This window comes from Paracoccus sp. (in: a-proteobacteria), assembly GCF_030538755.1.
Lineage (GTDB): Bacteria > Pseudomonadota > Alphaproteobacteria > Rhodobacterales > Rhodobacteraceae > Paracoccus.
Window position 1 is genome coordinate 23597 of sequence record NZ_JAUNTJ010000020.1, and the last position, 19736, is coordinate 43332.

Below are 19736 nucleotides of genomic sequence, written 5' to 3' on the forward strand. Positions count from 1 at the left end.
AAAGGCCCGGCGGATGGCCGGGCCTTTCGTCAGTGTCACGGCGCGCGCGGGGCGCATCCACGCCTGCGCGATCAGTTCGAGCTTTCGCCCGCCGGTTCCATTGTTTCAGCCGGCTCCATCGGCGGCGCGCTGGTGTCGGCGGGCATCTCGACGGCGCCATCGACCGGGGCGGGATCAACCACGGCAGGTTCGGTCGGAACCGCGCCAGCAGGCGGAGTCGTCGCCGGGGTCATCTCGACCGCCGGGGCCTGATCCACGGGCGGCTGATCGGCGGGGGCGGTTTCCTGCGTGCGGAACACATATTCCGGCGCGGCATTCGCTTCGTCCCGCGTCAGGTCGGATGTCACCTCGCGCGCGTCAAAGTTGATGGTCAGGCGATCCCACGGCACGGCAATCTGCTTTTGCCCGATGCCCAGAAAGCCGCCCACGCCGATGATCGCCGCCGACATCTGGCCGCTGTTGCCGTCCAGAATCAGGTCGGTGATGTCGCCGATCTTGTCGCCATCGGGGGCATGAACCGCCGCGCCGGTGATCCAGTCCAGCCGCAGTTCGGTGGCGGTCTGCTGGTGAACCACCTTGTCGCTGGCGGCCATCTGAGCGGCCAGCGCATCCTGTTCCGCTGCGGTATCCGTGGTTTCCACAGCCGAGTCGGTGGCCGCCGGATCAACGGTCATATCGGCGGTTGCGCCGGTCTGATCCTCGGCCGGGGCTGCGGTGTCCTGCGCCAGGGCGGTGCCAAGGCTGAAAGGAATGACAAGGGCGGTGGTCAACAAAATCTTGTGCATCGTGTTCTCCTCCGAAAAGTCGGGCGGGCAGGCCGCCCGCATTCGGGGACACAACACAAACGGGCGGCAATGGTTTCGCCGGTTCACGGAAACTTGGGTAAACCGGCGAAAAGCCGCCATGTCAGGGGGCGGGCCAGATCTGGCGCGTCAATCCTCGCCACGGAAGGGCTGGACATATTGCAGCGCCATATCCCAGGGGAAAAAGATCCATGTGTCCTGCGACACCTCGGTCACATAGGTCTGCACCATGGGCTTGCCCTTGGGCTTGGCATAGACGGTGCCGAAATGCGCCTTGGGATACATCTTGCGCACCAGTTCCAGCGTGCGCCCGGAATCGACCAGATCGTCGATGACCAGAATGCGGTCGCCGTCGCCCATCAGTTCGGGGTCGGGCGAGTTCAGCACTTGCAATTCACCCTGACCGGCAGCGGCACCCTGTCCCTTGTAGGATTTGATGCTGATCGTCTCGATCGTGCGGATGTCCAGCTCGCGCGCGACGATCATCGCGGGCACCAGCCCGCCGCGCGTAATCGCGACGATGGCACGCCAGTTGGTGCCATCCAGCCGCCACGCCAAGGCGCGCGCGTCACGGTGAAGCTGATCCCAACTGACGTGGAAGCCCTTTTCATGCGGCAGACGGTCCGAAGTCATTCTATCCCTTTCAATGTTCAAGGATCAGCAGCACACCCAGCAGGGCCATCGCCACGGCGCAGGCCCGGTCGATCCAGAATTTCGCCGCAAAATAGCGCAGCCGCATCGCCCCTGTCGATGCCAGAACCGCAACCAAGGCATACCAGAAATATTCCGTGCCCAGACAGATGGCATAGATCGCGGCCTGTTCCGCCCCGGCAAGAGGGCGGGGAAACACCGACAGGATCAGCGTGGCATAGAACAGCGCCGGCTTCGGGTTTGACAGGTTCAGCGCAATGCCGCCCAGAAAACCGCGCCACGCGCCGTGCTTTGGCCCTTGGGCGGCGGCGGGCAGGGGCTGGGTCGCTCCGCGCCACAGCCGCCAGGCGAACCACAGCAGATAGCAGCCGCCAAAGATCATCATCCCCGACAGCAGCGCCGGGTTCAGCCGGAACAGCACCGCCAGCCCGAACAGCGCCGCCAGACACCACAGCGACGCGCCGGTGGCCAGACCCAGCCCATAGGGCAGGGCGCGTTCGCGGCCATGGGCAAAGGCCGCCTGTATCGTGGCAATGATCGCCGGGCCGGGCGACAGGATCGCCAGCGACAGGGCCGACAGCAGCGTCAGCGTTTCTTGCAGCGAAATCGACAGTGGGCGTTCCTTTGTGATCGGCGGAATTTACCCGGTTGCGATGCCGCCGCAAGGGCCTGCGCCTCTGGTGCGCAGGGCGTTCGGCCAATCAGTCCTTCACGACCGAGATGTCGGGCGCATCGACCGCCTTCATGCCGACGACGTGATAGCCGGCATCGACGTGATGGGTTTCGCCGGTCACGCCGCTGCCCAGATCCGACAGCAGATACAGCGCCGATTTACCGACCTCGTCCTGCGTGACGTTGCGGCGCAGGGGCGAGTTCAGCTCGTTCCACTTCATGATATAGCGGAAATCGCCGATGCCGCTGGCGGCCAGCGTCTTGATCGGACCGGCGCTGATCGAGTTGACGCGGATGCCGTCTTTACCAAGGTCTTCGGCCAGATAACGCACGCTGGCCTCTAGCGCGGCCTTGGCGACGCCCATCACGTTGTAATGCGGCATCACCCGTTCGGCACCGTAATAGGTCAGCGTGACCATGCTGCCACCATCGGTCATCATCGCCGCCGCGCGACGGGCAACCGCGGTGAAGGAGTAAACCGAAATATCCATTGTCATCATAAAGTTATCGCGCGACGTATCGACATAGCGCCCGCGCAATTCGGTCTTGTCGGAAAAGCCGATGGCGTGAACCAGAAAGTCGATCTTGTCCCAGCTTTCGCCCAAAGTGGTGAACAGCGCATCGACCGAGGCTTCGTCCGCAACGTCACATTCGGCCAGAATGTCCGACCCAAGCTGCGCCGCCAGCGGCTGCACCCGCTTTTTCAGCGCCTCGCCCTGATAGGAAAACGCCAGTTCGGCCCCCTGATCGGCCAGCGCCCTGGCAATGCCCCAGGCGATGGATTTGTCGTTGGCCAGACCCATGATAAGACCGCGCTTACCCGCCATCAGCCCGGTGTTCTGCTTGCTTGACATGCCTGTCCCTCATGGTTTCACACTTCCGTCAGTTGATTAGGCCGAAGGTTGATGGTCATCAAGCGCAAAGGGGTTAACGCATGACAGAACGTGGTGGTATTTTTATAGGGGACGATCCTTTTGCCATCGCGCGCCGCTGGCTGGCCGAGGCGGAAAAGACCGAAATCAACGACCCGAATGCGATTGCCCTGGCCACTGTCGATGCCGATGGAGTGCCCGACAGCCGGATGGTGCTGTTAAAGGAAATCGAGGATGATGCCTTTGTTTTCTATACGAATTACAACAGCGCCAAAGGACGGCAGATTACGGAAACCGGCGTTGCGGCCTTTGTGATGCACTGGAAATCGCTGCGCCGTCAGATCCGCGTGCGCGGCACCGTCACCCGCGAAGAAGGGCCGCAGGCCGATGCCTATTACAACAGCCGCGCCCTGCAAAGCCGGATCGGGGCCTGGGCCTCGCGCCAGTCCGAGATTCTGGAATCACGGTCCAGTTTGATGGCCGAAGTGGCGCGTCAGGGCCTCGCTCACGGGTTGCAGCCTGCGCGGCCGCCGTTCTGGGGCGGGTTTCGCATACAGCCAGTTCAGATCGAGTTCTGGGCTGACGGCGCGTTCCGGCTGCACGACAGATTCCGTTGGTTGCGGTCTGATTCGCAGGGCTGGATCGTGAACCGATTGTCACCATAACTGCGGAAACTGCATTTTCTGCAATCTTAAGTTGAGGCGGAATTTTGCCCATTTCTTCATCACCTTCAAAACGAGAAAAAATAGCATTTAATTGCTGACTGTTACAGCAAGTTTCCGCTAGGTCAACACGCATGTCGCGCAAAAACCTTGTCTACAACGGTAAAGCGACCTACTGTTAACTTATCCGGGTGGGTTGCAAAAATGCAGGCGGCAAGCCAAAAAACCGGGTAATGTCAGGGGTGTGAAGAATGACCGATCCGAAAGTCGGCGGAACAATTGTCGACGGGCTTATCAAATGGTTCGACCCGGCCAAAGGCTATGGATTCGTGTTGGATTCTGGCGGCGGCCCCGACATTTTGCTGCATGCAAACGTTCTGCGGAACTTTGGACAGGGGTCGGTTGCAGATAATGCACGGGTTCAGGTGCGGGTCATACCCACCTCGCGCGGGTTGCAGGCGACCGAGGTTTTGTCGGTCGAACCGCCCGAAGGCGATGGCACGCCGCCGATTGCCGACCTTGACGACAGCGTGATCGCTCAGCTTGGCACCCTGCCGCTGCGCCCGGCGCGGGTGAAGTGGTTCGACAAAAGCAAAGGCTTTGGTTTCGCGAATATTTTCGGCCATTCCGACGATGTGTTCCTGCATGTCGAGGTGCTGCGCCATTCCGGTCTTGCCGATCTCGCCGTGGGCGAGGCAGTGGCGCTGCGCGTGATCGAAGGCCCGCGCGGTCTGATGGCCGCGCAAGTCACTGCATGGGATCGCGCCGCCGCCCGCCCCGAAGGCAGCACAGAGATGAGCGACGATAACAAGGGCAACATCCTGTCGGCCGAAGGTTTTTTGGCCGCTGTGGCTGAATAGTTTGTCTGTCAGGGCGCTTGGCTTTCTGGTTTTGCTGGCGGCACCTGTCGCTGCGCTGGCGGATGGCGCGTCCTGTTCCGCCGATCAGGCGATCCTGCGCAGCAATGGCACGGACCTGCCCATCACGGTCGAGGTGGTCGATACCCCCGACACACGCGCCCGTGGGCTGATGTTCCGCCGCAATCTGCCGCAGATGCAGGGGATGCTGTTTGTGTATGAACAGCCGCAGCCGGTGTCGTTCTGGATGCGCAACACACTGATCCCGCTGGATATGTTGTTCATGGACGACAGCGGCACGGTGCGGCACATCCACGCACAGGCGCAGCCCCTGGACGAAACCCCCATCCCCGGCGCGGCGCGTGGCGATACCAACCCCAACCGGCTGCTGGTGCTGGAAATCGCCGGGGGCGAGGCTGCGCGCCTTGGCCTGAAACCCGGCGATGTGATGGCGCATCCGTCGGTGCCGCAAACCCGCGCCGCGCTGCCCTGCCGTTGATCTGCTGAAATGGTCGGGGCGAGAGGATTCGAACCTCCGGCCTACGGTACCCAAAACCGTCGCGCTACCAGGCTGCGCTACGCCCCGATCGGCGCCGTGTAGCCTATTGCCGCGACCGATGCCACCCCCGTTGATCGGGTTGAGCTTTGAAAACCGCGCAAAATTGCGATCAGATTTCTTCAAACTGTCGGCATGAAAAAGCCGGGCGCAAACCAAGCGCCCGGCCCCGGCATCACAGACTCAATCAGGCCGCCGACAGCGCGGCGACGATGGCCCCAAAGTCATCCGCCTTCAGGCTGGCCCCGCCAACCAGCGCGCCATCCACGTTCTGAATCGCAAAGATTTCCACCGCATTCGACGGCTTGACGCTGCCGCCATACAGAATGCGGAACCCGGCCCCGTCGCCAAAGCGGGCAACCAGATCGTTGCGGATCAGGGCGTGAACCTCGGCGATCTGGTCATTGGTGGGGGTGCGGCCGGTGCCGATGGCCCAGACGGGTTCATAGGCAATCACGGTGTTTTCAGCCGTGGCGCAATCGGGCACCGAGGCGGCGATCTGCGCACCGATAACGGCCAGGGTCTGCCCACTGTCACGCTGCGCCTCGGTTTCGCCGACGCAGATGATGCTGACGATCCCGGCCTGATGCGCGGCCACGGCCTTGGCGGAAACGGCGGCGTCATCCTCGGCATGGTCGGCGCGGCGTTCGGAATGACCGACGATCACATATTCGGCCCCCGCATCACGCAACTGCACGGCGGAAATGTCGCCGGTATGCGCGCCCGACGCCTTGGCATGACAATCCTGCCCGCCAACAGCCAGCACACCGCCGCGCGATTTGCCGACCATCGGATGGATCAGCAGCGCAGGCGGGCAGAGCAAAACCTCGCACCCCGGTTCAGGATGCGCGTCCAGCAGGCGATCCACCTCGGCCAGGGCGGCCAGATCGCCATTCATCTTCCAGTTTCCAGCAGCAAGTTTGCGCGGTGCCATCATCATCTCCCCAATTATGCGCCCAAGGCTTAGGACGACACGGGCCGGGGATCAAGCCGACGGTGCCCCGCCCGTGCCCGGCGTGGCAAAGCGGATGGATTCGCCGCAGCCGCAGGTATCGGTCACATTGGGATTGCGGAACCGAAAGCCGGAATCCAGCAGGCCGGTTTCATAGTCGATCTCGGTGCCGAACAGAAACATCTGCGCCATTGGTGCGATCAGCACCCGCGCGTCGCCCTGCTGAACCACCTCATCGCCGCCACCGGCTGCCTCGGCCAGTTCCATGGTATATTCCATGCCCGCACAGCCGCCCTTTTTCAGGCCGATCCGCAAACCATACGCGGATTTGGACGCCATCAGCCGCGCAATCTGCGCCTGCGCCGCAGGGGTGATGGTGACGGGGGATTTGCCGGGAATACCGAACATGCCAAAGCCTTTCGCCTGTGTTGGCAAGAAAGATAGGCACGGCGGCGCCAACCCTCAACCCCCTGTCGGGATTGCGCTGTCCCATGCGTATTTAAGACAAACAGGAAACCGCTTCCTGTTTGTTCAAATACGCACCTTTGGGCGCAGCCGTGCCGATTTACATAAAGCCCAGTTCCAGCCGCGCTTCGTCAGACATCATGTCCATGCCCCATTGCGGCTCAAAGGTCATTTCCACATCGACCTGTTTCACGCCCGGCAGCGGCTCTACCGCGTCGGCGACCCAGCCGGGCATTTCGCCGGCGACAGGGCAGCCCGGTGCGGTCAGCGTCATGATGACCCGCACTTCGTTTTCGGCGTTGATGTCGATCGTGTAGATCAGACCCAGATCATAGATATTGACCGGAATTTCCGGGTCATACACGGTTTTGCAGGCCTCGACGACCTGTTCATAAAGCGGATGATCCGTGGTCGAGGGGCGGATCAGGGGGGCGCCTTCCATCAGGGGCTGGCTCATCGGGTGCTGCCTTTCGATTTCCGACAGATTATATAGGGCGTCAATGCGCCGGGGTCCAGACGGCACTGCCCGTTGCGAACAAGGGCAAAGGGCGTTAGGCAGCGGCGTTTTGGCACAGGTCGGGCAGGGCAGGTATGGACAGGTTCGGTTTTACTCTTGGCGCGCGGGACGGGATGGCCCGCACCGGCACCATCACCACGCCGCGCGGCGACATTCGCACGCCTGCCTTCATGCCGGTGGGCACCGCCGCCACGGTCAAGGCGATGCTGCCGGAATCCGTTCGCGAAACCGGGGCCGATATTGTGCTGGGCAACACCTATCACCTGATGCTGCGCCCCGGTGCAGAACGCATTGCGCGGCTTGGCGGCTTGCATGACTTCATGAACTGGCAGCGCCCGATCCTGACCGATTCCGGCGGCTTTCAGGTCATGTCGCTGGCCGCGCTGCGCAAGCTGACCGAAGAAGGCGTCACCTTTTCCAGCCATATCGACGGCAGCCGCCACATGCTGTCTCCCGAAACCAGCATGGAGATTCAGCGCCTGCTGGGCAGCGACATCGTGATGGCCTTTGACGAATGCCCCGCGCTGCCCGCGACCGAGGAACGCCAGGCCGAGGCGATGCGCATCTCGATGCGGTGGGCGCAGCGGTCGCGCGATGCCTTTGGCGACCGCCCTGGCCATGCTCTGTTCGGCATCATGCAGGGCGGCGTCATCCCGCATCTGCGCGAAGAATCCGCCACCGCGCTGAAATCCATCGGCTTTGACGGCTATGCCATCGGCGGCCTTGCCGTGGGTGAGGGGCAAGAGGCGATGTTCGGTGTTCTCGACTATGCCACCGGCTTTCTGCCCGATGACAAGCCGCGCTATCTGATGGGCGTGGGCAAGCCCGACGACATCGTGGGCGCGGTGCTGCGCGGGGTTGACATGATGGATTGCGTCCTGCCCAGTCGCTCGGGGCGCACCGGGCAGGCATGGACGCGGCGCGGGCAGGTCAATATCAAGAACGCCCGCCACGCCGACGACCCGCGCCCGCTGGACGAAAGCTGCACCTGCCCGGCCTGCCGGTCCTATTCCCGCGCCTATCTGCACCACGTCTTCCGCGCCGGAGAGATGATTTCCGGCATGTTGCTGACCTGGCACAACCTGCATTACTTTCAGGAACTGATGCAGGGTCTGCGCGATGCCATCGCCGCCGGGCGCACCGCCGATTTCGTCGCGCAATTCCACGCGCAGCGGGCGAATGGCGATATTTCGCCGCTTTGACCATGGGGCAACCGGCATCTGTGGCCTTTCAATCCTGCGCCAGCGGGCATAAAGCGGGCAGAATCAGGCAAAGTGAACCGCTTGTGTGAAAAGGCCGACATGACGACCGAGATTGACACGATCACAACCACCGAGGCGCTGGCGCAATTCTGCGACACCGCCCGCACCGCGCCCTATGTGACGGTTGATACCGAATTCCTGCGCGAGCGGACCTATTATTCCCAGCTGTGCCTGATCCAGATGGCGCTGCCCGAAACCCATGGCGGGCGGGCGGTGCTGGTCGATCCGCTGGCCGAGGGGCTGTCGCTGGAACCGCTTTATGACCTGTTCCGTCATACCGGCACGGTCAAGGTGTTCCACGCCGCCCGGCAGGATCTGGAGATTTTCTTTCACGATGCCGGGCTGTTCCCGCAGCCGCTGTTCGATACGCAGGTGGCCGCGATGGTCTGCGGCTTTGGCGAACAGGTCGGCTATGAAACGCTGGTGCGCAAGATCGCGCGGGCCAATCTGGACAAATCCTCGCGCTTTACCGACTGGTCGCGGCGTCCGCTGTCGGATGCGCAGAAAACCTATGCGCTGGCCGATGTGACGCATCTGCGCGTGATCTATGAATTTCTGCGGGAGGAACTGGCGCGCTCTGGCCGCACCGAATGGCTGGCCGAGGAAATGGCCATTCTGCAAGACCCCGAAACCTATCTGACCCGCCCCGACGAGGCGTGGCAGCGCATTCGCACGCGCACCAATCAGCCGCGCTTTCTGGCGGTGCTGCGCGAACTGGCGCGGTTTCGTGAAACCTATGCGCAGGAACGCAACGTGCCGCGCTCGCGCGTGTTCAAGGATGATGCGATGATCGAGCTGGCCTCGACCCGGCCTGCGGACGAAGCTGATCTGGGCAAATCCCGGCTGCTGCTGCGCGAGGCGCGGCGCGGGGACATTGCCGCCGGGATTCTGGCTGCGGTCAAGGCCGGGATGGAGGCGCGCGATCTGCCGCGCGCCCCTGACCCCGAACCGGGCCGCCCCGGCAATCCGGCGCTGTCCGATCTGCTGCGCGTCCTGCTGAAAGCCAAGGCCGATGAGGCAGGCGTGGCGCCCAAGCTGATCGCCTCGGCCAGCGATCTGGACGCCATCGCATCGGGCGCGCGCGATGTGCCGGCGCTGTCGGGCTGGCGGGCCGAGGTGTTTGGCCACGACGCCCTGCGTCTGGCCGAGGGGCGGATCGCGCTGTCGGCGCGTGGCGGCGCGGTGCGCGTCGTGCCGGTCAGCTAGGGCTGCGATATGTCAGGTCGTGTCACGCTTGATCGTTTGCGCCCGGCAGACGCGCCCGCGATCCGTGACGCCCTGCGCGACTGGCAGGTGGCGCGCTGGCTGTCGTCCGTGCCGTGGCCCTATGGCGTGGATGACGCGCTGGATTTCATCACAGCCGCTGGCCCGGCCGAATGGGCCGTGCGCGTCGATGGTCAGTTCGCGGGCATGGTGCATACCGGCCGCGATTTCAGCATCTGGATGGCGCAGCCATGGCAGCGGCGCGGGCTGGCGCTGCGCGCTGCGGTGCTGGCGCTTAGCCGGGTGTTCGCAGGCGGGGCGGCGCAGATTTCGGCCAGCCATTTCGAGGGCAATCACCGATCCGTCGCGCTGCTGGCCAAGCTGGGGTTTCGCGACGCCGGCCCGAAACAAATCCCCTCGCGCGCTGAAGGGATGCGCCTGCCGGGCCGCCGCCTGCTGCTGACGCGCGCCACCTTTGGGGCGCGCCATGGGCTGCGGCTGGCGACGCCGCGCCTGACCATCGACGGCGTGCGCGCCGCCGATCTGAACGACCTGCGCCGCATCGGCACCGATTTCGCCGTCGCCCGGATGCTGCTGCGCTTTCACCCCGCCATGAGCCAGGACGACCTGACCGCGCTGTTCCCCGATGAAACACTGGTGCCGCCGTTTCGGCTGGTGGCGCGGCAGGATAACCGGGTCTGCGGCTCGATCGGGATCGGCGCGGGCAAGGTGCCGCCGATCTGGTATTTCCTCGACCCGGCCTGCGCGGGGGCGGGCCTTGGCACCGAAATGCTGCGCGCCTTTCTGGACGAGGTGCAGTTGCGCTATGGCCTGACCCGGATCGAGGCGCAGGTGTTCGCCGACAACCCCGCCTCGCGCTGTATTCTGGAAAAGACCGGCTTCAGCGTGACCGGCACGACCGAGATGGCATCAGCGGCGCGCAACGGACCGGCGCCCGGCCTTGTCATGCACTGGCAGGCGGCATAGGCCGTGCGCGGCTGTCTGGCACGCCGTTAATCTTCTCTGGCGATTATCCGAAACCGGGCGCGCCGTTCCTCGGGCGTTTCGGGCAGGTTCGGGGTCGGGATGGCAGGTTTGCGCCAAGGGGCCGCATCATCGGAAAAGCCACGGGCCGAGGGCGAGGGCACCATCACTTCGGCCCCGTCGATGATCGGCGTCACCTGTTCGCTGACCAGATCAAAGCGGCGCGGGGCCAGCCCGATATCCCCTTCCGAAATCAGGCAGCCCAGAGCGCGCGTCACATCCCCCAGATCGGAACGCAGCGGCAGCAGCAGCATCCGCCCGCTGATCGCAGGGCGGCCATAATCGGCGGGGCCGGACAGGCGTAATTCAGCGATCTGCGGGGCCTTGAACACGGTTTCCAGCACATCCGACAGCCGCCCGCGCGATGCGGGGTTCAGCAGCGAACAGACCGGCATCCCCCGCACCTCCATCCCCATCAGGTCGATCAGATGCCGCCCGGCCAGACGAAACCGCGCCGCGCCCGGTGCGATCCGTTCCAGAATGAACGCATGATCCAGCGCCCGGTGAATGCCCCGCGGTTCGACATCAGAGCGCAGCGGAACCGCCCGGCCCTTGCGCAGCCCCTGCCAATAGGCGCGCAGGTCCGACAATATCCGTGCGGGTTGTTCGGGGTTGAAATCAGTCATCCGCAGCACCTGACCACCCTGTTCGGCGGGAATGCCAGGTTGCTCGGCAGAGCCATCGCTGTTGGACACAAGACACCTGCAAGAATTACTTTGTTACCCTGCTTGCATAACCATATCTCATATCGAAATCGATTCCCATATTAACAGATGGTTAAGACGGGCGCTGATCTTGACCCCCGCTGCGGGGCAGGGCATGTCAGGGCAACTCGGTTATGGGATTGGCGCCATGGATCGCACCGGATTGCTTATCATTCTGTCGTCACCGTCAGGCGCGGGCAAATCGACACTGGCGCGGCGGCTGATGGATTGGGACAGCAGCCTGCGCTTTTCGGTATCGGCCACGACCCGCCCCCCCCGCGCGGGCGAGGTGGACGGCCAGCATTACCATTTCACCACCGTGCAGGATTTCCGCGACATGGTGCAGCAGGGCCGGATGCTGGAACATGCCGAGGTGTTCGGCAATTACTATGGCAGCCCGCGCGACCCGGTGCAGGATGCGATGCAGGCCGGGCGCGATACGCTGTTCGACGTGGACTGGCAGGGCGGGCAGCAGATCCGCGCTTCGGCGCTTGGGTCGCATGTGGTGTCGATCTTTATCCTGCCGCCATCGCTGCCCGAACTGGAACGCCGCCTGCGGTCGCGCGCGCAAGACAGCGATCAGGTGATCGCGGGCCGCATGGCGCAATCGCGCGACGAAATCAGCCATTGGGCCGAATACGATTACGTTCTGGTCAACGATGATCTGGACGCGACCGAGGCGCAGCTTCGCGCCATCCTGACGGCCGAGCGTCTGCGCCGCAGCCGCGCCGTTGGCCTTGGTCCCTTCGTCAAAAACCTCATGGAGGAGCAGGCATGATCTGGGAACTGGACGGCATCGCGCCCGACATCGCCGCCGATGCCTGGGTGGCACCCGATGCGCAGGTCATGGGCCGCGTCGTGCTGGAGCAGGGGGCTTCGGTCTGGTTCGGCGCGGTGCTGCGGGGCGATAACGATGAAATCCGGGTCGGGCGCGGCTCGAACGTGCAGGACTTGTGCTGCTTTCACACCGACCCCGGCTTTCCGCTGACCATCGGCGCGGATTGCACCATCGGCCATCGCGCCATGCTGCACGGCTGCACCATCGGCGACGGCGTGCTGATCGGCATGGGGGCCACGGTGCTGAACGGCGCGCGGATCGGCGCGGGCGCGCTGATCGGGGCAGGGGCGCTGATCGCCGAGGGCAAAGAGATCCCGCCCGGCGCGCTGGTCATGGGCGCGCCCGGCCGCGTGGTGCGCGAGCTCTCGCCCGAGGCGCGGGCCGATCTGCTGAAATCGGCGCAGCGTTATCGCGCCAATGCCGCCCGCTTTCGCGCCGGGCTGCGCGCTGTGGTGTAGGGCCGATGTCGTCGCGCCCGGCCGCAATCGACGCCGTTCTGCAATCGGTGCCGGTGGCGATTCTGGTGCTGGACCGGCGGGCGCGGGTGGTGGCGGCCAGTGCAGCCGCACGGGCGATGTTCGGCGATGATCTGCTGGATCGCCCCTTCGTCACCGTGCTGCGGCAGCCGATGATCGTGGATGCGGTGGAACGCGCCCTTGCCGCCCAGGACCCGCGCACGGCTGCCATGAACGGCGCGCCTCATGCGCATACGCTGCGGGCCAATATCGGCACGCGGGGGCGCGATCTGGCCTGCGATATCACGGTGGCCGCCATCGACATGCCGGGGGGCGGTGTCACGGTGACGCTGATCGACCGGTCCGGGCAGGAATATGCCGAACAGATGCGCCGCGATTTCGTGGCCAATGTCAGCCACGAATTGCGCACGCCGCTGACCGCGCTGATGGGCTTTATCGAAACCCTGCGCGGCCCGGCCCGCAATGATACCAAGGCGCGCGAGCGTTTCCTGACGATCATGGGGTCCGAGGTCGGGCGCATGAACCGGCTGGTCATGGACCTGCTGTCGCTCAGCCGGGTCGAATCCGAGGAACGGCGCAAGCCCGTCAACACCATCGACCTTGCCGGTCTGGTGCGCTCGGTCGCGGCCACGCTGACCCCGACCGCGACCGCCGCCGGGGTCAGGGTCGCGGTCGAGGGGGTGGAACTTCAGGCATGGGTGGCGGGCGATCACGATCAGCTTGTGCAGGTTTTTCAGAACCTTGTCGAAAATGCGGTGAAATACGGCGGCAGCGGTGGCAGCGTCACCCTGCGCCTGTCGAATCTGCCGTATGAACCCGTCCTGCGCGGCCCGGCATGGGCCGTCGTGGTCGAGGACAAGGGCGAGGGCATCGACCCGCTGCACCTGCCGCGCCTGACGGAACGCTTTTACCGCGTGGACAGCAGCCGGTCGCGGTCTCAGGGTGGCACGGGTCTGGGGCTGGCCATCGTCAAACACATCATCAGCCGCCATCGCGGGCGGCTGCGGATTGACAGCGAACCGGGCAAAGGCAGCCAATTCACCGTGATCTTGCCCCAAATCCAGCCGACGCCCTGATCTATTGCAGGCAATTGGCTTGATTTCCGGGCGCGAAACGCGGACAAGACCATCCATTCGCACGCAAGGCTGGCAACAGACCGGCAGCAAGAGGCAAGGCAAAAGGGGCACGAACAGCCAATGGGCGCCTATATCCTGCGGCGGTTGCTGCTGATTATTCCGACCCTGCTGGGGATCATGCTGGTCAACTTTACGTTGACCCAATTCGTGCCCGGCGGCCCGATCGAACAGATCGCCGCGCGGATGCAGGGCGAAGGCGACGTGTTCCGCAACATCGCCGGTGGCGGGGCCGAGGCGGGGGGCGGTGCCTCTCAGCAGGATCAATACGCCGGCGCGCGCGGCCTGCCGCCGGAATTCATCGCGCAACTGGAAAAAGAGTTCGGCTTTGACAAGCCGCCGGTGCAGCGGTTCCTGTCGATGATGGGCAATTACCTGACCTTCGATTTCGGGCGGTCGTGGTTCCGGTCGATCAGCGTGGTGGATCTGGTGCTGGAAAAGATGCCGGTGTCGATCACGCTGGGATTGTGGTCCACGCTGCTGGCCTATCTGATCTCGATCCCGCTGGGGATCCGCAAGGCGGTGCGCGACGGCAGCCGCTTTGACACATGGACCAGCGGCATCATCATCATGGCCTATGCCATCCCGGCCTTTCTGTTCGCCGTGCTGCTGATGGTGCTGTTCGCGGGCGGTTCCTACTGGAAAATCTTCCCGCTGCGCGGCCTGACCAGCGACAATTTCGCCGACCTGTCCACCATCGGGCAGATCAAGGATTACCTGTGGCACATCACCCTGCCGGTAACGGCGATGACGATTTCCAGCTTTGCCACGCTGACGCTGCTGACCAAGAACAGCTTTCTGGACGAGATCAACAAGCAATATGTGATGACCGCCCGCGCCAAGGGCCTGACCGAAGGCCGCGTCCTTTACGGCCATGTGTTCCGCAATGCGATGCTGATCGTGATCGCGGGCTTTCCGGCGATGTTTCTGGGCGTGTTCTTTGGCGCCTCGATCCTGATTGAAACCATCTTTTCGCTGGACGGTCTTGGCCGTCTGGGGTTCGAGGCCGCAGTGCAGCGCGATTACCCGGTGATCTTTGGCACGCTTTACGTCTTTGGCCTGATGAGCCTGGTCGTCGGCATCCTGTCCGACATGATGTATGTGTTTGTCGATCCCCGGATCGACTTTGAATCGAGGGCCGGATAATGGCCATCAGCGAACTCAACCGCCGCCGCTGGCGCAATTTCCGCCGCAATTCCCGCGCCTTCTGGTCGCTGGTGATCTTTTCGACGCTGTTCGTGCTGTCGCTGTTCGCGGAACTGATCGCCAATGACAAGCCGGTGATCGTGAACTATCGCGGCGAATATTACTTTCCCAGCTACAAGTTCTATCCCGAAACCACCTTCGGCGGCGATTTCGGCACGCAGGCGATCTATTCCGACCCGGCGGTGCAATGCCTTATCGTTTCCGGCGGGCGCGAAGAATGCTGGGACGAGCCCGAAGATTTCATGGCCGCTGTCCGCAGCGGATTAACCGACGTGCCGCGCGATGAGCAGGGCTGGATGATCTGGCCGCCGATCCCCTATCACTTCCGCACCATCAACAACGTCGGCACCGCCCCCAGTGCGCCCGACGCCAACCACTGGCTGGGCACCGACGACACCGCCCGCGATGTCACGGCGCGGGTGATCTATGGGTTCCGCACCTCGGTTCTGTTTGCGCTGATCGTGACCGTGGTGGCCAGCAGCATCGGCATCGCGGCGGGGGCCATTCAGGGCTATTTCGGCGGGCGCACCGATCTGGTGTTTCAGCGGATACTTGAGATATGGGCCTCAACCCCATCACTTTACGTCATTATCATCCTGTTTGCGATCCTTGGCCGGTCGTTCTGGCTGTTGGTTTTCGTCACCATCCTGTTCGGCTGGCCCGCCCTTGTCGGCGTCGTCCGGGCCGAGTTTCTGCGCGCCCGCAACTTTGAATATGTCCGCGCCGCCCGCGCCTTGGGGGTCAGCGACCGCACGATCATGTTCCGCCATATCCTGCCCAACGCCATGGTCGCCACGCTGACCATGCTGCCCTTTGTCGTCACCGGCACCATCGCCGGGCTGGCCGCGCTGGACTACCTTGGCTATGGCCTGCCCGCCGGCTCGGCCAGCCTTGGCGAAATGGCGCTGCAAGCGAAGCAGAACCTGCAAGCGCCGTGGCTGGCCTTTACCGCCTTTTTCACCTTCGCGATCATGCTGTCGCTGCTGGTGTTCATCTTCGAGGGCGTGCGCGACGCCTTTGACCCACGAAAGACCTTTCGATGAGTGTGGTTCTGGACGTGCGCGACCTGCGCATCAGCTTTCGTCAGGAAGGGCGCATCACCCCGGCGGTCAAGGGCGTCAGCTTTCAGATCGGGCGCGGCGAAACCGTGGCGCTGGTGGGCGAATCCGGTTCGGGCAAGTCGGTCACGGCGCTGTCCACCGTGCAATTGCTGGGCGATGCGGCCATCGTCGAAGGCTCGGTCACATATGAGGGGCGGCAGATGGTCGGCGCGCCCGAGGCGACCCTGCGCGAGATTCGCGGCAATGACATCAGCTTCATCTTTCAAGAGCCGATGACCTCGCTGAACCCGCTGCACACGTTGGAACGGCAGTTGGCCGAATCGCTGGCGCTGCATCAGGGCTTGCGCGGCGAGGCGGCGCGGGCGCGCATCATCGACCTGCTGACCCGCGTCGGCATCCGCGACCCGGAAACGCGGCTGGCGGATTACCCGCACCAGTTGTCGGGTGGCCAGCGTCAGCGGGTGATGATCGCCATGGCTCTGGCCAATCGCCCCGACCTGCTGATCGCCGACGAACCCACCACCGCGCTGGACGTGACGATTCAGGCGCAAATCCTTGATCTGCTTGCGGAACTCAAGGCCAGCGAGGGGCTGTCGATGCTGTTCATCAGCCATGATCTGGGCATCGTCCGCCGCATTGCCGACTGCGTTTGCGTGATGAAGGATGGTCAGATCGTCGAACATGGCCCGGTGGACGACATCTTCACCAACCCGCAGCACCCCTATACGCAAAAGCTGCTGGCGGCCGAGCCCACCGGCACCCCCGACCCGGTGCCCGAGGGTGCCGAAACCGTGGTCAGCACCGATGACCTGCGCGTCTGGTTCCCGATCCAGCGCGGTCTGCTGCGCCGCACCGTGGGCCATGTCAAGGCGGTGAATGGCGCGACAATCTCCGTCCGCGCGGGCGAAACCCTTGGGATCGTGGGCGAATCCGGCTCGGGCAAGACGACGCTGGCACTGGCGGTCATGCGGCTGATCGGCAGCGACGGCCCGATCCTGTATCTGGGCCAGAACATCGCCGGCTGGACCTCGCGCCAGTTGCGCCGCTTGCGCCGCGATATGCAGATCGTGTTCCAGGACCCCTATGGCAGCCTGTCGCCGCGCATGACCGTGGAACAGATCATCGCCGAGGGGCTGACCGTCCACGGCGTCGATCCGGGCCGCAACCGCCGCGACATGGTGGCCGAAATCATGGCCGAAGTCGGGCTGGACCCTGCCGCCATGCACCGTTACCCGCACGAGTTTTCCGGCGGCCAGCGTCAGCGCATCGCCATCGCCCGCGCCATGATCCTGCGCCCCAAGGTCGTGGTGCTGGACGAACCAACCAGCGCGCTGGACATGACGGTTCAGGTGCAGATCGTCGATTTGCTGCGCGGGCTGCAACGCAAACACGGGCTGGCCTTTTTATTCATCAGCCACGATCTGCGCGTCGTCCGCGCCATGTCGCATCAGATCATGGTCATGCGCGCGGGCGAAGTGGTCGAACAGGGCAGCGCCGAGACGGTATTCGCGGCCCCGCAGCAGGATTATACGAAAAATCTGCTGGCGGCGGCCTTTGGGCAGCCTGTCGGCAATTGACATATGTTAACAGTTGCGTGATCGTTTGCCTGACTCCCACCATGGAGTCTTGTGTGATTTAGCGAGGCAAACATGAAATCTATCCTGACTTCCGGCCTTGTTGCCGCAACCTTGGGTCTTGGTGCTGCATCGGTTGCATCCGCTGCGGTGATTCAGTTTGATGTGACAGGTTATGTCACTGAGGTGTATGATTATGACTTGGCGACCTATGGCCCTCCGACGCAATATGGAGTTCAACCCGTTCTTACCGGGATCGGTGTTGGCGATTCCTTCACGCTCCGCTTTACGATGAACAGCGATTTGGCGGATATCAATCAGCAAAGCGGGGCAACAGAGGAAGTTCTAACCTGGAGGGGAATGGGTAGTGACCCCGACTTTGTTTCGGCAACAGTAACCGTTGCCGGTCAGACAATTGAAGTGAACGGCGGTGGCAATTCGTACGCCGAGCTTCAATTGGACGCCCAGTCGAACAGAACAGGCGGCATACTGGCTGTGTGGGACGAAACATACTACCACGCCGCTTCGGAAGGGCTGGATGATTACTTTGTTCAGACAGAACAAATGTTTCTCAACCTGGCGCAATTTGATGCGTTTTTTGAAAGCCCGCTCAGCTTTCAACGGGAGTTATCCTGGACAGGGTTGATCGAGGATCTCGGCTATTATCAACATAATCTCTATCATAGTTACAGCGAATGGATGGGGTTAGCCGGATTGCGATTCAGCGCCACCAGCCTGACTGTCAGCACGGGAACGCCTGTTCCGGTTGATCCGACGCCCACCCCCGCGCCGGTTCCGCTGCCTGCGGGCTTCCCGCTGCTGGCCGCCGGTCTGGGCGCCTTTGCCCTGCTGCGCCGCCGCAAGGCCGCCTGATCCGTCGGGAATGACCCAAGCGTCCCGGTTCTGCCGGGGCGCTTTCTCTGCGCCGCGTTGCGCGTGCGTTGCGCAACGTCTATCACCCGGCCATGCGCATTCTGTTCGTCCACCAGAACTTTCCCGGCCAGTTCCCCCACCTCGCCCCGGCACTGGCCGCGCGGGGCCATCAGGTCGTCGCGCTGACCGATGAAAAGAACCAGCGCCCCAGTCCGGTGCCGGTGGTCCGCTATCAGGCCCCGCAGCCGCCCGCCAACCCGTCGCCGCTGGGAAAAACCTATGCCGAATATGCCGAACGCGGCTGGATGGCGGCGCGCGGTTGCCGCGCCCTGCGCGACCGTCACGGCTTTACCCCCGATGTCATCATCGGCCATTCCGGCTGGGGCGAGACCTTGTTTCTAAAGGAAATTTACCCGGACGCCAAGCTGCTGGTCTATGCCGAGCTGCTGTATCGCACCCGCGGTCAGGATGTCGGCTTTGACCCCGAATTCAGCAGCGCGACAGATGATTCACGGGTGCTGACCGTGGCCCGGTCCGCGCATCTGATTCAGGGCATCGTGCAGGCCGATGCCGCGCTGTCGCCGACCCGCTATCAGGCGGACAGCTTTCCCCTGGAACTGCGCCAGAAAATCACGGTAATTCATGACGGTATCGACACTCGCCACATCCGCCCCGACCCCGATGCACGCCTGATTCTGCCAGGTGGCCAGGCGCTGAAACCCGGCGATGAGGTGCTGTCCTTTGTGGTCCGCTCGCTGGAACCCTATCGCGGGTTTCATATCTTCATGCGCGCCTTGCCGCGGGTGCTGGCGGCGCGTCCGAACGCGCAGGTCGTCATCGTCGGCGGCGAAGGCGTCAGCTATGGCGGCGTGCCAAAGGATGCGGAAAGCTGGAAAATCAAGATGATGTCCGAGGTCGGCCCCCGACTGGACCTGTCGCGCGTTCACTTTCTGGGTCGGGTGCCCTATGTGCAATACCTGTCGCTGCTGCAAGTGGCGCGGGTGCATTGCTATCTGACCTATCCCTTTGTTCTGTCATGGTCCTTGACCGAGGCGATGGCCGCTGGCCCGCTGATCGTCGCATCCGATACCGAACCCGTACGCGAACTGATCGCTGACGGCGAAAACGGGCGGCTGGTGCCGTTCTTCGACGTGGCTGCGCTGTCGGAAACACTGGTGCGCGGGCTGGCGGGCGATCCCGACGCGCCGCGCCTGACCGCCGCCGCCCGGCAAACCATCGTCGGCGGCTATGATCTGCACAGCCACTGCCTGCCCGCGCAGATCGCATGGGTGGAAAGCTTTGCGCCGATCATCTAAATCAGCAATCCGGCGGTCAGGGCACACAAGACCCCGCTT

Annotated in this window: 22 protein-coding genes and 1 tRNA gene; 14 read left to right on the forward strand and 9 right to left on the reverse strand. The window is 63.6% G+C overall.

Annotation, left to right across the window (positions count from 1 at the left end; genetic code table 11):
- Window positions 1-71: 71 nt before the first annotated feature.
- The 4 genes from Q4G14_RS12040 to fabI form a co-directional block, all read right to left on the reverse strand.
- Entirely contained in the window at window positions 72-785 is a 714-nt protein-coding gene (locus tag Q4G14_RS12040; protein WP_303361996.1) for a PRC-barrel domain-containing protein, read from the reverse strand.
- A 147-nt stretch (window positions 786-932) separates the two neighbouring features.
- Complete coding sequence (gpt, locus tag Q4G14_RS12045) at window positions 933-1436, reverse strand: xanthine phosphoribosyltransferase (RefSeq protein ID WP_303361997.1); 504 nt, start codon at window positions 1434-1436, stop codon at window positions 933-935.
- Window positions 1437-1446: 10 nt separating this feature from the next.
- Window positions 1447-2094 carry a LysE family translocator gene (locus Q4G14_RS12050; RefSeq protein ID WP_368661363.1) on the reverse strand — a complete coding sequence of 216 codons (648 nt, stop codon included), beginning with the start codon at window positions 2092-2094 and terminating at the stop codon, window positions 1447-1449.
- 61 nt (window positions 2095-2155) lie between these two features.
- Window positions 2156-2980, reverse strand: a complete 825-nt coding sequence (gene fabI / locus Q4G14_RS12055) for an enoyl-ACP reductase FabI (RefSeq protein WP_303361998.1) — start codon at window positions 2978-2980, stop codon at window positions 2156-2158.
- Window positions 2981-3060: 80 nt separating this feature from the next.
- Here fabI and pdxH point away from each other — a divergent pair, with 80 nt between their 5' ends.
- The 3 genes from pdxH to Q4G14_RS12070 all read left to right on the forward strand — a co-directional run bounded on the left by pdxH (window position 3061) and on the right by Q4G14_RS12070 (window position 5016).
- A complete protein-coding gene (pdxH, locus tag Q4G14_RS12060) occupies window positions 3061-3663 on the forward strand; it encodes a pyridoxamine 5'-phosphate oxidase (RefSeq protein WP_303361999.1) in 603 nt (200 codons plus the stop codon).
- A gap of 248 nt (window positions 3664-3911) precedes the next feature.
- The gene (locus Q4G14_RS12065) at window positions 3912-4520 is read left to right on the forward strand and encodes a cold-shock protein (protein ID WP_368661362.1); all 609 of its coding nucleotides are present in this window, start codon (window positions 3912-3914) and stop codon (window positions 4518-4520) included.
- Between the two features lies 1 nt (window position 4521).
- Window positions 4522-5016 (forward strand): DUF192 domain-containing protein, encoded by a 495-nt coding sequence (locus Q4G14_RS12070; protein ID WP_303362000.1) that lies wholly within the window; start codon window positions 4522-4524, stop codon window positions 5014-5016.
- 10 nt (window positions 5017-5026) lie between these two features.
- Here Q4G14_RS12070 and Q4G14_RS12075 read toward each other — a convergent pair.
- The 4 genes from Q4G14_RS12075 to Q4G14_RS12090 form a co-directional block, all read right to left on the reverse strand.
- A tRNA-Pro gene (locus Q4G14_RS12075) sits at window positions 5027-5103 on the reverse strand.
- 157 nt (window positions 5104-5260) lie between these two features.
- On the reverse strand, window positions 5261-6007 hold the full coding sequence (tpiA, locus tag Q4G14_RS12080) for a triose-phosphate isomerase (RefSeq protein ID WP_303362001.1): 747 nt from the start codon (window positions 6005-6007) through the stop codon (window positions 5261-5263).
- Window positions 6008-6058: 51 nt separating this feature from the next.
- On the reverse strand, window positions 6059-6433 hold the full coding sequence (locus Q4G14_RS12085; RefSeq protein WP_303362002.1) for an iron-sulfur cluster assembly accessory protein: 375 nt from the start codon (window positions 6431-6433) through the stop codon (window positions 6059-6061).
- 157 nt (window positions 6434-6590) lie between these two features.
- Window positions 6591-6947, reverse strand: coding sequence for an SUF system Fe-S cluster assembly protein (locus Q4G14_RS12090; RefSeq protein ID WP_303362003.1), 357 nt, complete (start codon window positions 6945-6947; stop codon window positions 6591-6593).
- A gap of 134 nt (window positions 6948-7081) precedes the next feature.
- Between Q4G14_RS12090 and tgt the strand changes: the two genes are divergently transcribed.
- The 3 genes from tgt (at window position 7082) to Q4G14_RS12105 (ending at window position 10459) form a co-directional block, all read left to right on the forward strand.
- Window positions 7082-8209, forward strand: coding sequence for a tRNA guanosine(34) transglycosylase Tgt (gene tgt / locus Q4G14_RS12095; RefSeq protein WP_303362004.1), 1128 nt, complete (start codon window positions 7082-7084; stop codon window positions 8207-8209).
- A gap of 111 nt (window positions 8210-8320) precedes the next feature.
- Window positions 8321-9475, forward strand: a complete 1155-nt coding sequence (gene rnd / locus Q4G14_RS12100; RefSeq protein WP_303362028.1) for a ribonuclease D — start codon at window positions 8321-8323, stop codon at window positions 9473-9475.
- Between the two features lie 9 nt (window positions 9476-9484).
- On the forward strand, window positions 9485-10459 hold the full coding sequence (locus Q4G14_RS12105) for a GNAT family N-acetyltransferase (protein ID WP_303362005.1): 975 nt from the start codon (window positions 9485-9487) through the stop codon (window positions 10457-10459).
- A gap of 26 nt (window positions 10460-10485) precedes the next feature.
- On the opposite strand, the gene Q4G14_RS12110 is transcribed toward Q4G14_RS12105, so the two are convergent.
- Entirely contained in the window at window positions 10486-11142 is a 657-nt protein-coding gene (locus Q4G14_RS12110) for a PAS domain-containing protein (RefSeq protein ID WP_303362006.1), read from the reverse strand.
- Window positions 11143-11368: 226 nt separating this feature from the next.
- Here Q4G14_RS12110 and gmk point away from each other — a divergent pair, with 226 nt between their 5' ends.
- From gmk to Q4G14_RS12150, 8 genes are all read left to right on the forward strand, one after another.
- Window positions 11369-11998, forward strand: coding sequence for a guanylate kinase (gene gmk, locus Q4G14_RS12115; protein ID WP_303362007.1), 630 nt, complete (start codon window positions 11369-11371; stop codon window positions 11996-11998).
- Entirely contained in the window at window positions 11995-12516 is a 522-nt protein-coding gene (locus Q4G14_RS12120; RefSeq protein ID WP_303362008.1) for a gamma carbonic anhydrase family protein, read from the forward strand. The genes gmk and Q4G14_RS12120 overlap by 4 nt, the downstream gene beginning before the upstream one ends.
- Window positions 12517-12521: 5 nt before the next feature.
- Window positions 12522-13610: a cell wall metabolism sensor histidine kinase WalK gene (locus Q4G14_RS12125; protein WP_303362009.1), complete on the forward strand. Its 1089-nt coding sequence runs from the start codon at window positions 12522-12524 to the stop codon at window positions 13608-13610.
- 120 nt (window positions 13611-13730) lie between these two features.
- Window positions 13731-14813 carry a microcin C ABC transporter permease YejB gene (locus Q4G14_RS12130; protein ID WP_303362010.1) on the forward strand — a complete coding sequence of 361 codons (1083 nt, stop codon included), beginning with the start codon at window positions 13731-13733 and terminating at the stop codon, window positions 14811-14813.
- Window positions 14813-15916 (forward strand): ABC transporter permease, encoded by a 1104-nt coding sequence (locus Q4G14_RS12135; RefSeq protein ID WP_303362011.1) that lies wholly within the window; start codon window positions 14813-14815, stop codon window positions 15914-15916. Before Q4G14_RS12130 ends, Q4G14_RS12135 begins: the two co-directional genes overlap by 1 nt.
- On the forward strand, window positions 15913-17511 hold the full coding sequence (locus tag Q4G14_RS12140; RefSeq protein WP_303362012.1) for an ABC transporter ATP-binding protein: 1599 nt from the start codon (window positions 15913-15915) through the stop codon (window positions 17509-17511). The genes Q4G14_RS12135 and Q4G14_RS12140 overlap by 4 nt, the downstream gene beginning before the upstream one ends.
- Before the next feature lie 72 nt (window positions 17512-17583).
- On the forward strand, window positions 17584-18381 hold the full coding sequence (locus Q4G14_RS12145) for a VPLPA-CTERM sorting domain-containing protein (protein ID WP_303362013.1): 798 nt from the start codon (window positions 17584-17586) through the stop codon (window positions 18379-18381).
- A 92-nt stretch (window positions 18382-18473) separates the two neighbouring features.
- Window positions 18474-19697 (forward strand): glycosyltransferase, encoded by a 1224-nt coding sequence (locus tag Q4G14_RS12150; RefSeq protein ID WP_303362014.1) that lies wholly within the window; start codon window positions 18474-18476, stop codon window positions 19695-19697.
- The last annotated feature ends 39 nt before the right edge of the window (window positions 19698-19736 follow it).

Excerpts from the sequence above, each read along its gene's own strand:
- fabI (WP_303361998.1), bottom strand. The coding sequence starts at position 2,980 with ATGTCAAGCAAGCAGAACACCGGGCTGATGGCGGGTAAGCGCGGTCTT.
- tpiA (WP_303362001.1), bottom strand. The coding sequence starts at position 6,007 with ATGGCACCGCGCAAACTTGCTGCTGGAAACTGGAAGATGAATGGCGAT.
- Q4G14_RS12090 (WP_303362003.1), bottom strand. The coding sequence starts at position 6,947 with ATGAGCCAGCCCCTGATGGAAGGCGCCCCCCTGATCCGCCCCTCGACC.
- Q4G14_RS12130 (WP_303362010.1), top strand. The coding sequence starts at position 13,731 with ATGGGCGCCTATATCCTGCGGCGGTTGCTGCTGATTATTCCGACCCTG.
- Q4G14_RS12125 (WP_303362009.1), top strand. The coding sequence starts at position 12,522 with ATGTCGTCGCGCCCGGCCGCAATCGACGCCGTTCTGCAATCGGTGCCG.
- Q4G14_RS12140 (WP_303362012.1), top strand. The coding sequence starts at position 15,913 with ATGAGTGTGGTTCTGGACGTGCGCGACCTGCGCATCAGCTTTCGTCAG.
- Q4G14_RS12065 (WP_368661362.1), top strand. The coding sequence starts at position 3,912 with ATGACCGATCCGAAAGTCGGCGGAACAATTGTCGACGGGCTTATCAAA.
- Q4G14_RS12120 (WP_303362008.1), top strand. The coding sequence starts at position 11,995 with ATGATCTGGGAACTGGACGGCATCGCGCCCGACATCGCCGCCGATGCC.
- Q4G14_RS12110 (WP_303362006.1), bottom strand. The coding sequence starts at position 11,142 with ATGACTGATTTCAACCCCGAACAACCCGCACGGATATTGTCGGACCTG.
- Q4G14_RS12105 (WP_303362005.1), top strand. The coding sequence starts at position 9,485 with ATGTCAGGTCGTGTCACGCTTGATCGTTTGCGCCCGGCAGACGCGCCC.
- gmk (WP_303362007.1), top strand. The coding sequence starts at position 11,369 with ATGGATCGCACCGGATTGCTTATCATTCTGTCGTCACCGTCAGGCGCG.
- gpt (WP_303361997.1), bottom strand. The coding sequence starts at position 1,436 with ATGACTTCGGACCGTCTGCCGCATGAAAAGGGCTTCCACGTCAGTTGG.
- Q4G14_RS12150 (WP_303362014.1), top strand. The coding sequence starts at position 18,474 with ATGCGCATTCTGTTCGTCCACCAGAACTTTCCCGGCCAGTTCCCCCAC.
- Q4G14_RS12135 (WP_303362011.1), top strand. The coding sequence starts at position 14,813 with ATGGCCATCAGCGAACTCAACCGCCGCCGCTGGCGCAATTTCCGCCGC.
- tgt (WP_303362004.1), top strand. The coding sequence starts at position 7,082 with ATGGACAGGTTCGGTTTTACTCTTGGCGCGCGGGACGGGATGGCCCGC.
- Q4G14_RS12145 (WP_303362013.1), top strand. The coding sequence starts at position 17,584 with ATGAAATCTATCCTGACTTCCGGCCTTGTTGCCGCAACCTTGGGTCTT.
- Q4G14_RS12040 (WP_303361996.1), bottom strand. The coding sequence starts at position 785 with ATGCACAAGATTTTGTTGACCACCGCCCTTGTCATTCCTTTCAGCCTT.
- pdxH (WP_303361999.1), top strand. The coding sequence starts at position 3,061 with ATGACAGAACGTGGTGGTATTTTTATAGGGGACGATCCTTTTGCCATC.
- Q4G14_RS12085 (WP_303362002.1), bottom strand. The coding sequence starts at position 6,433 with ATGTTCGGTATTCCCGGCAAATCCCCCGTCACCATCACCCCTGCGGCG.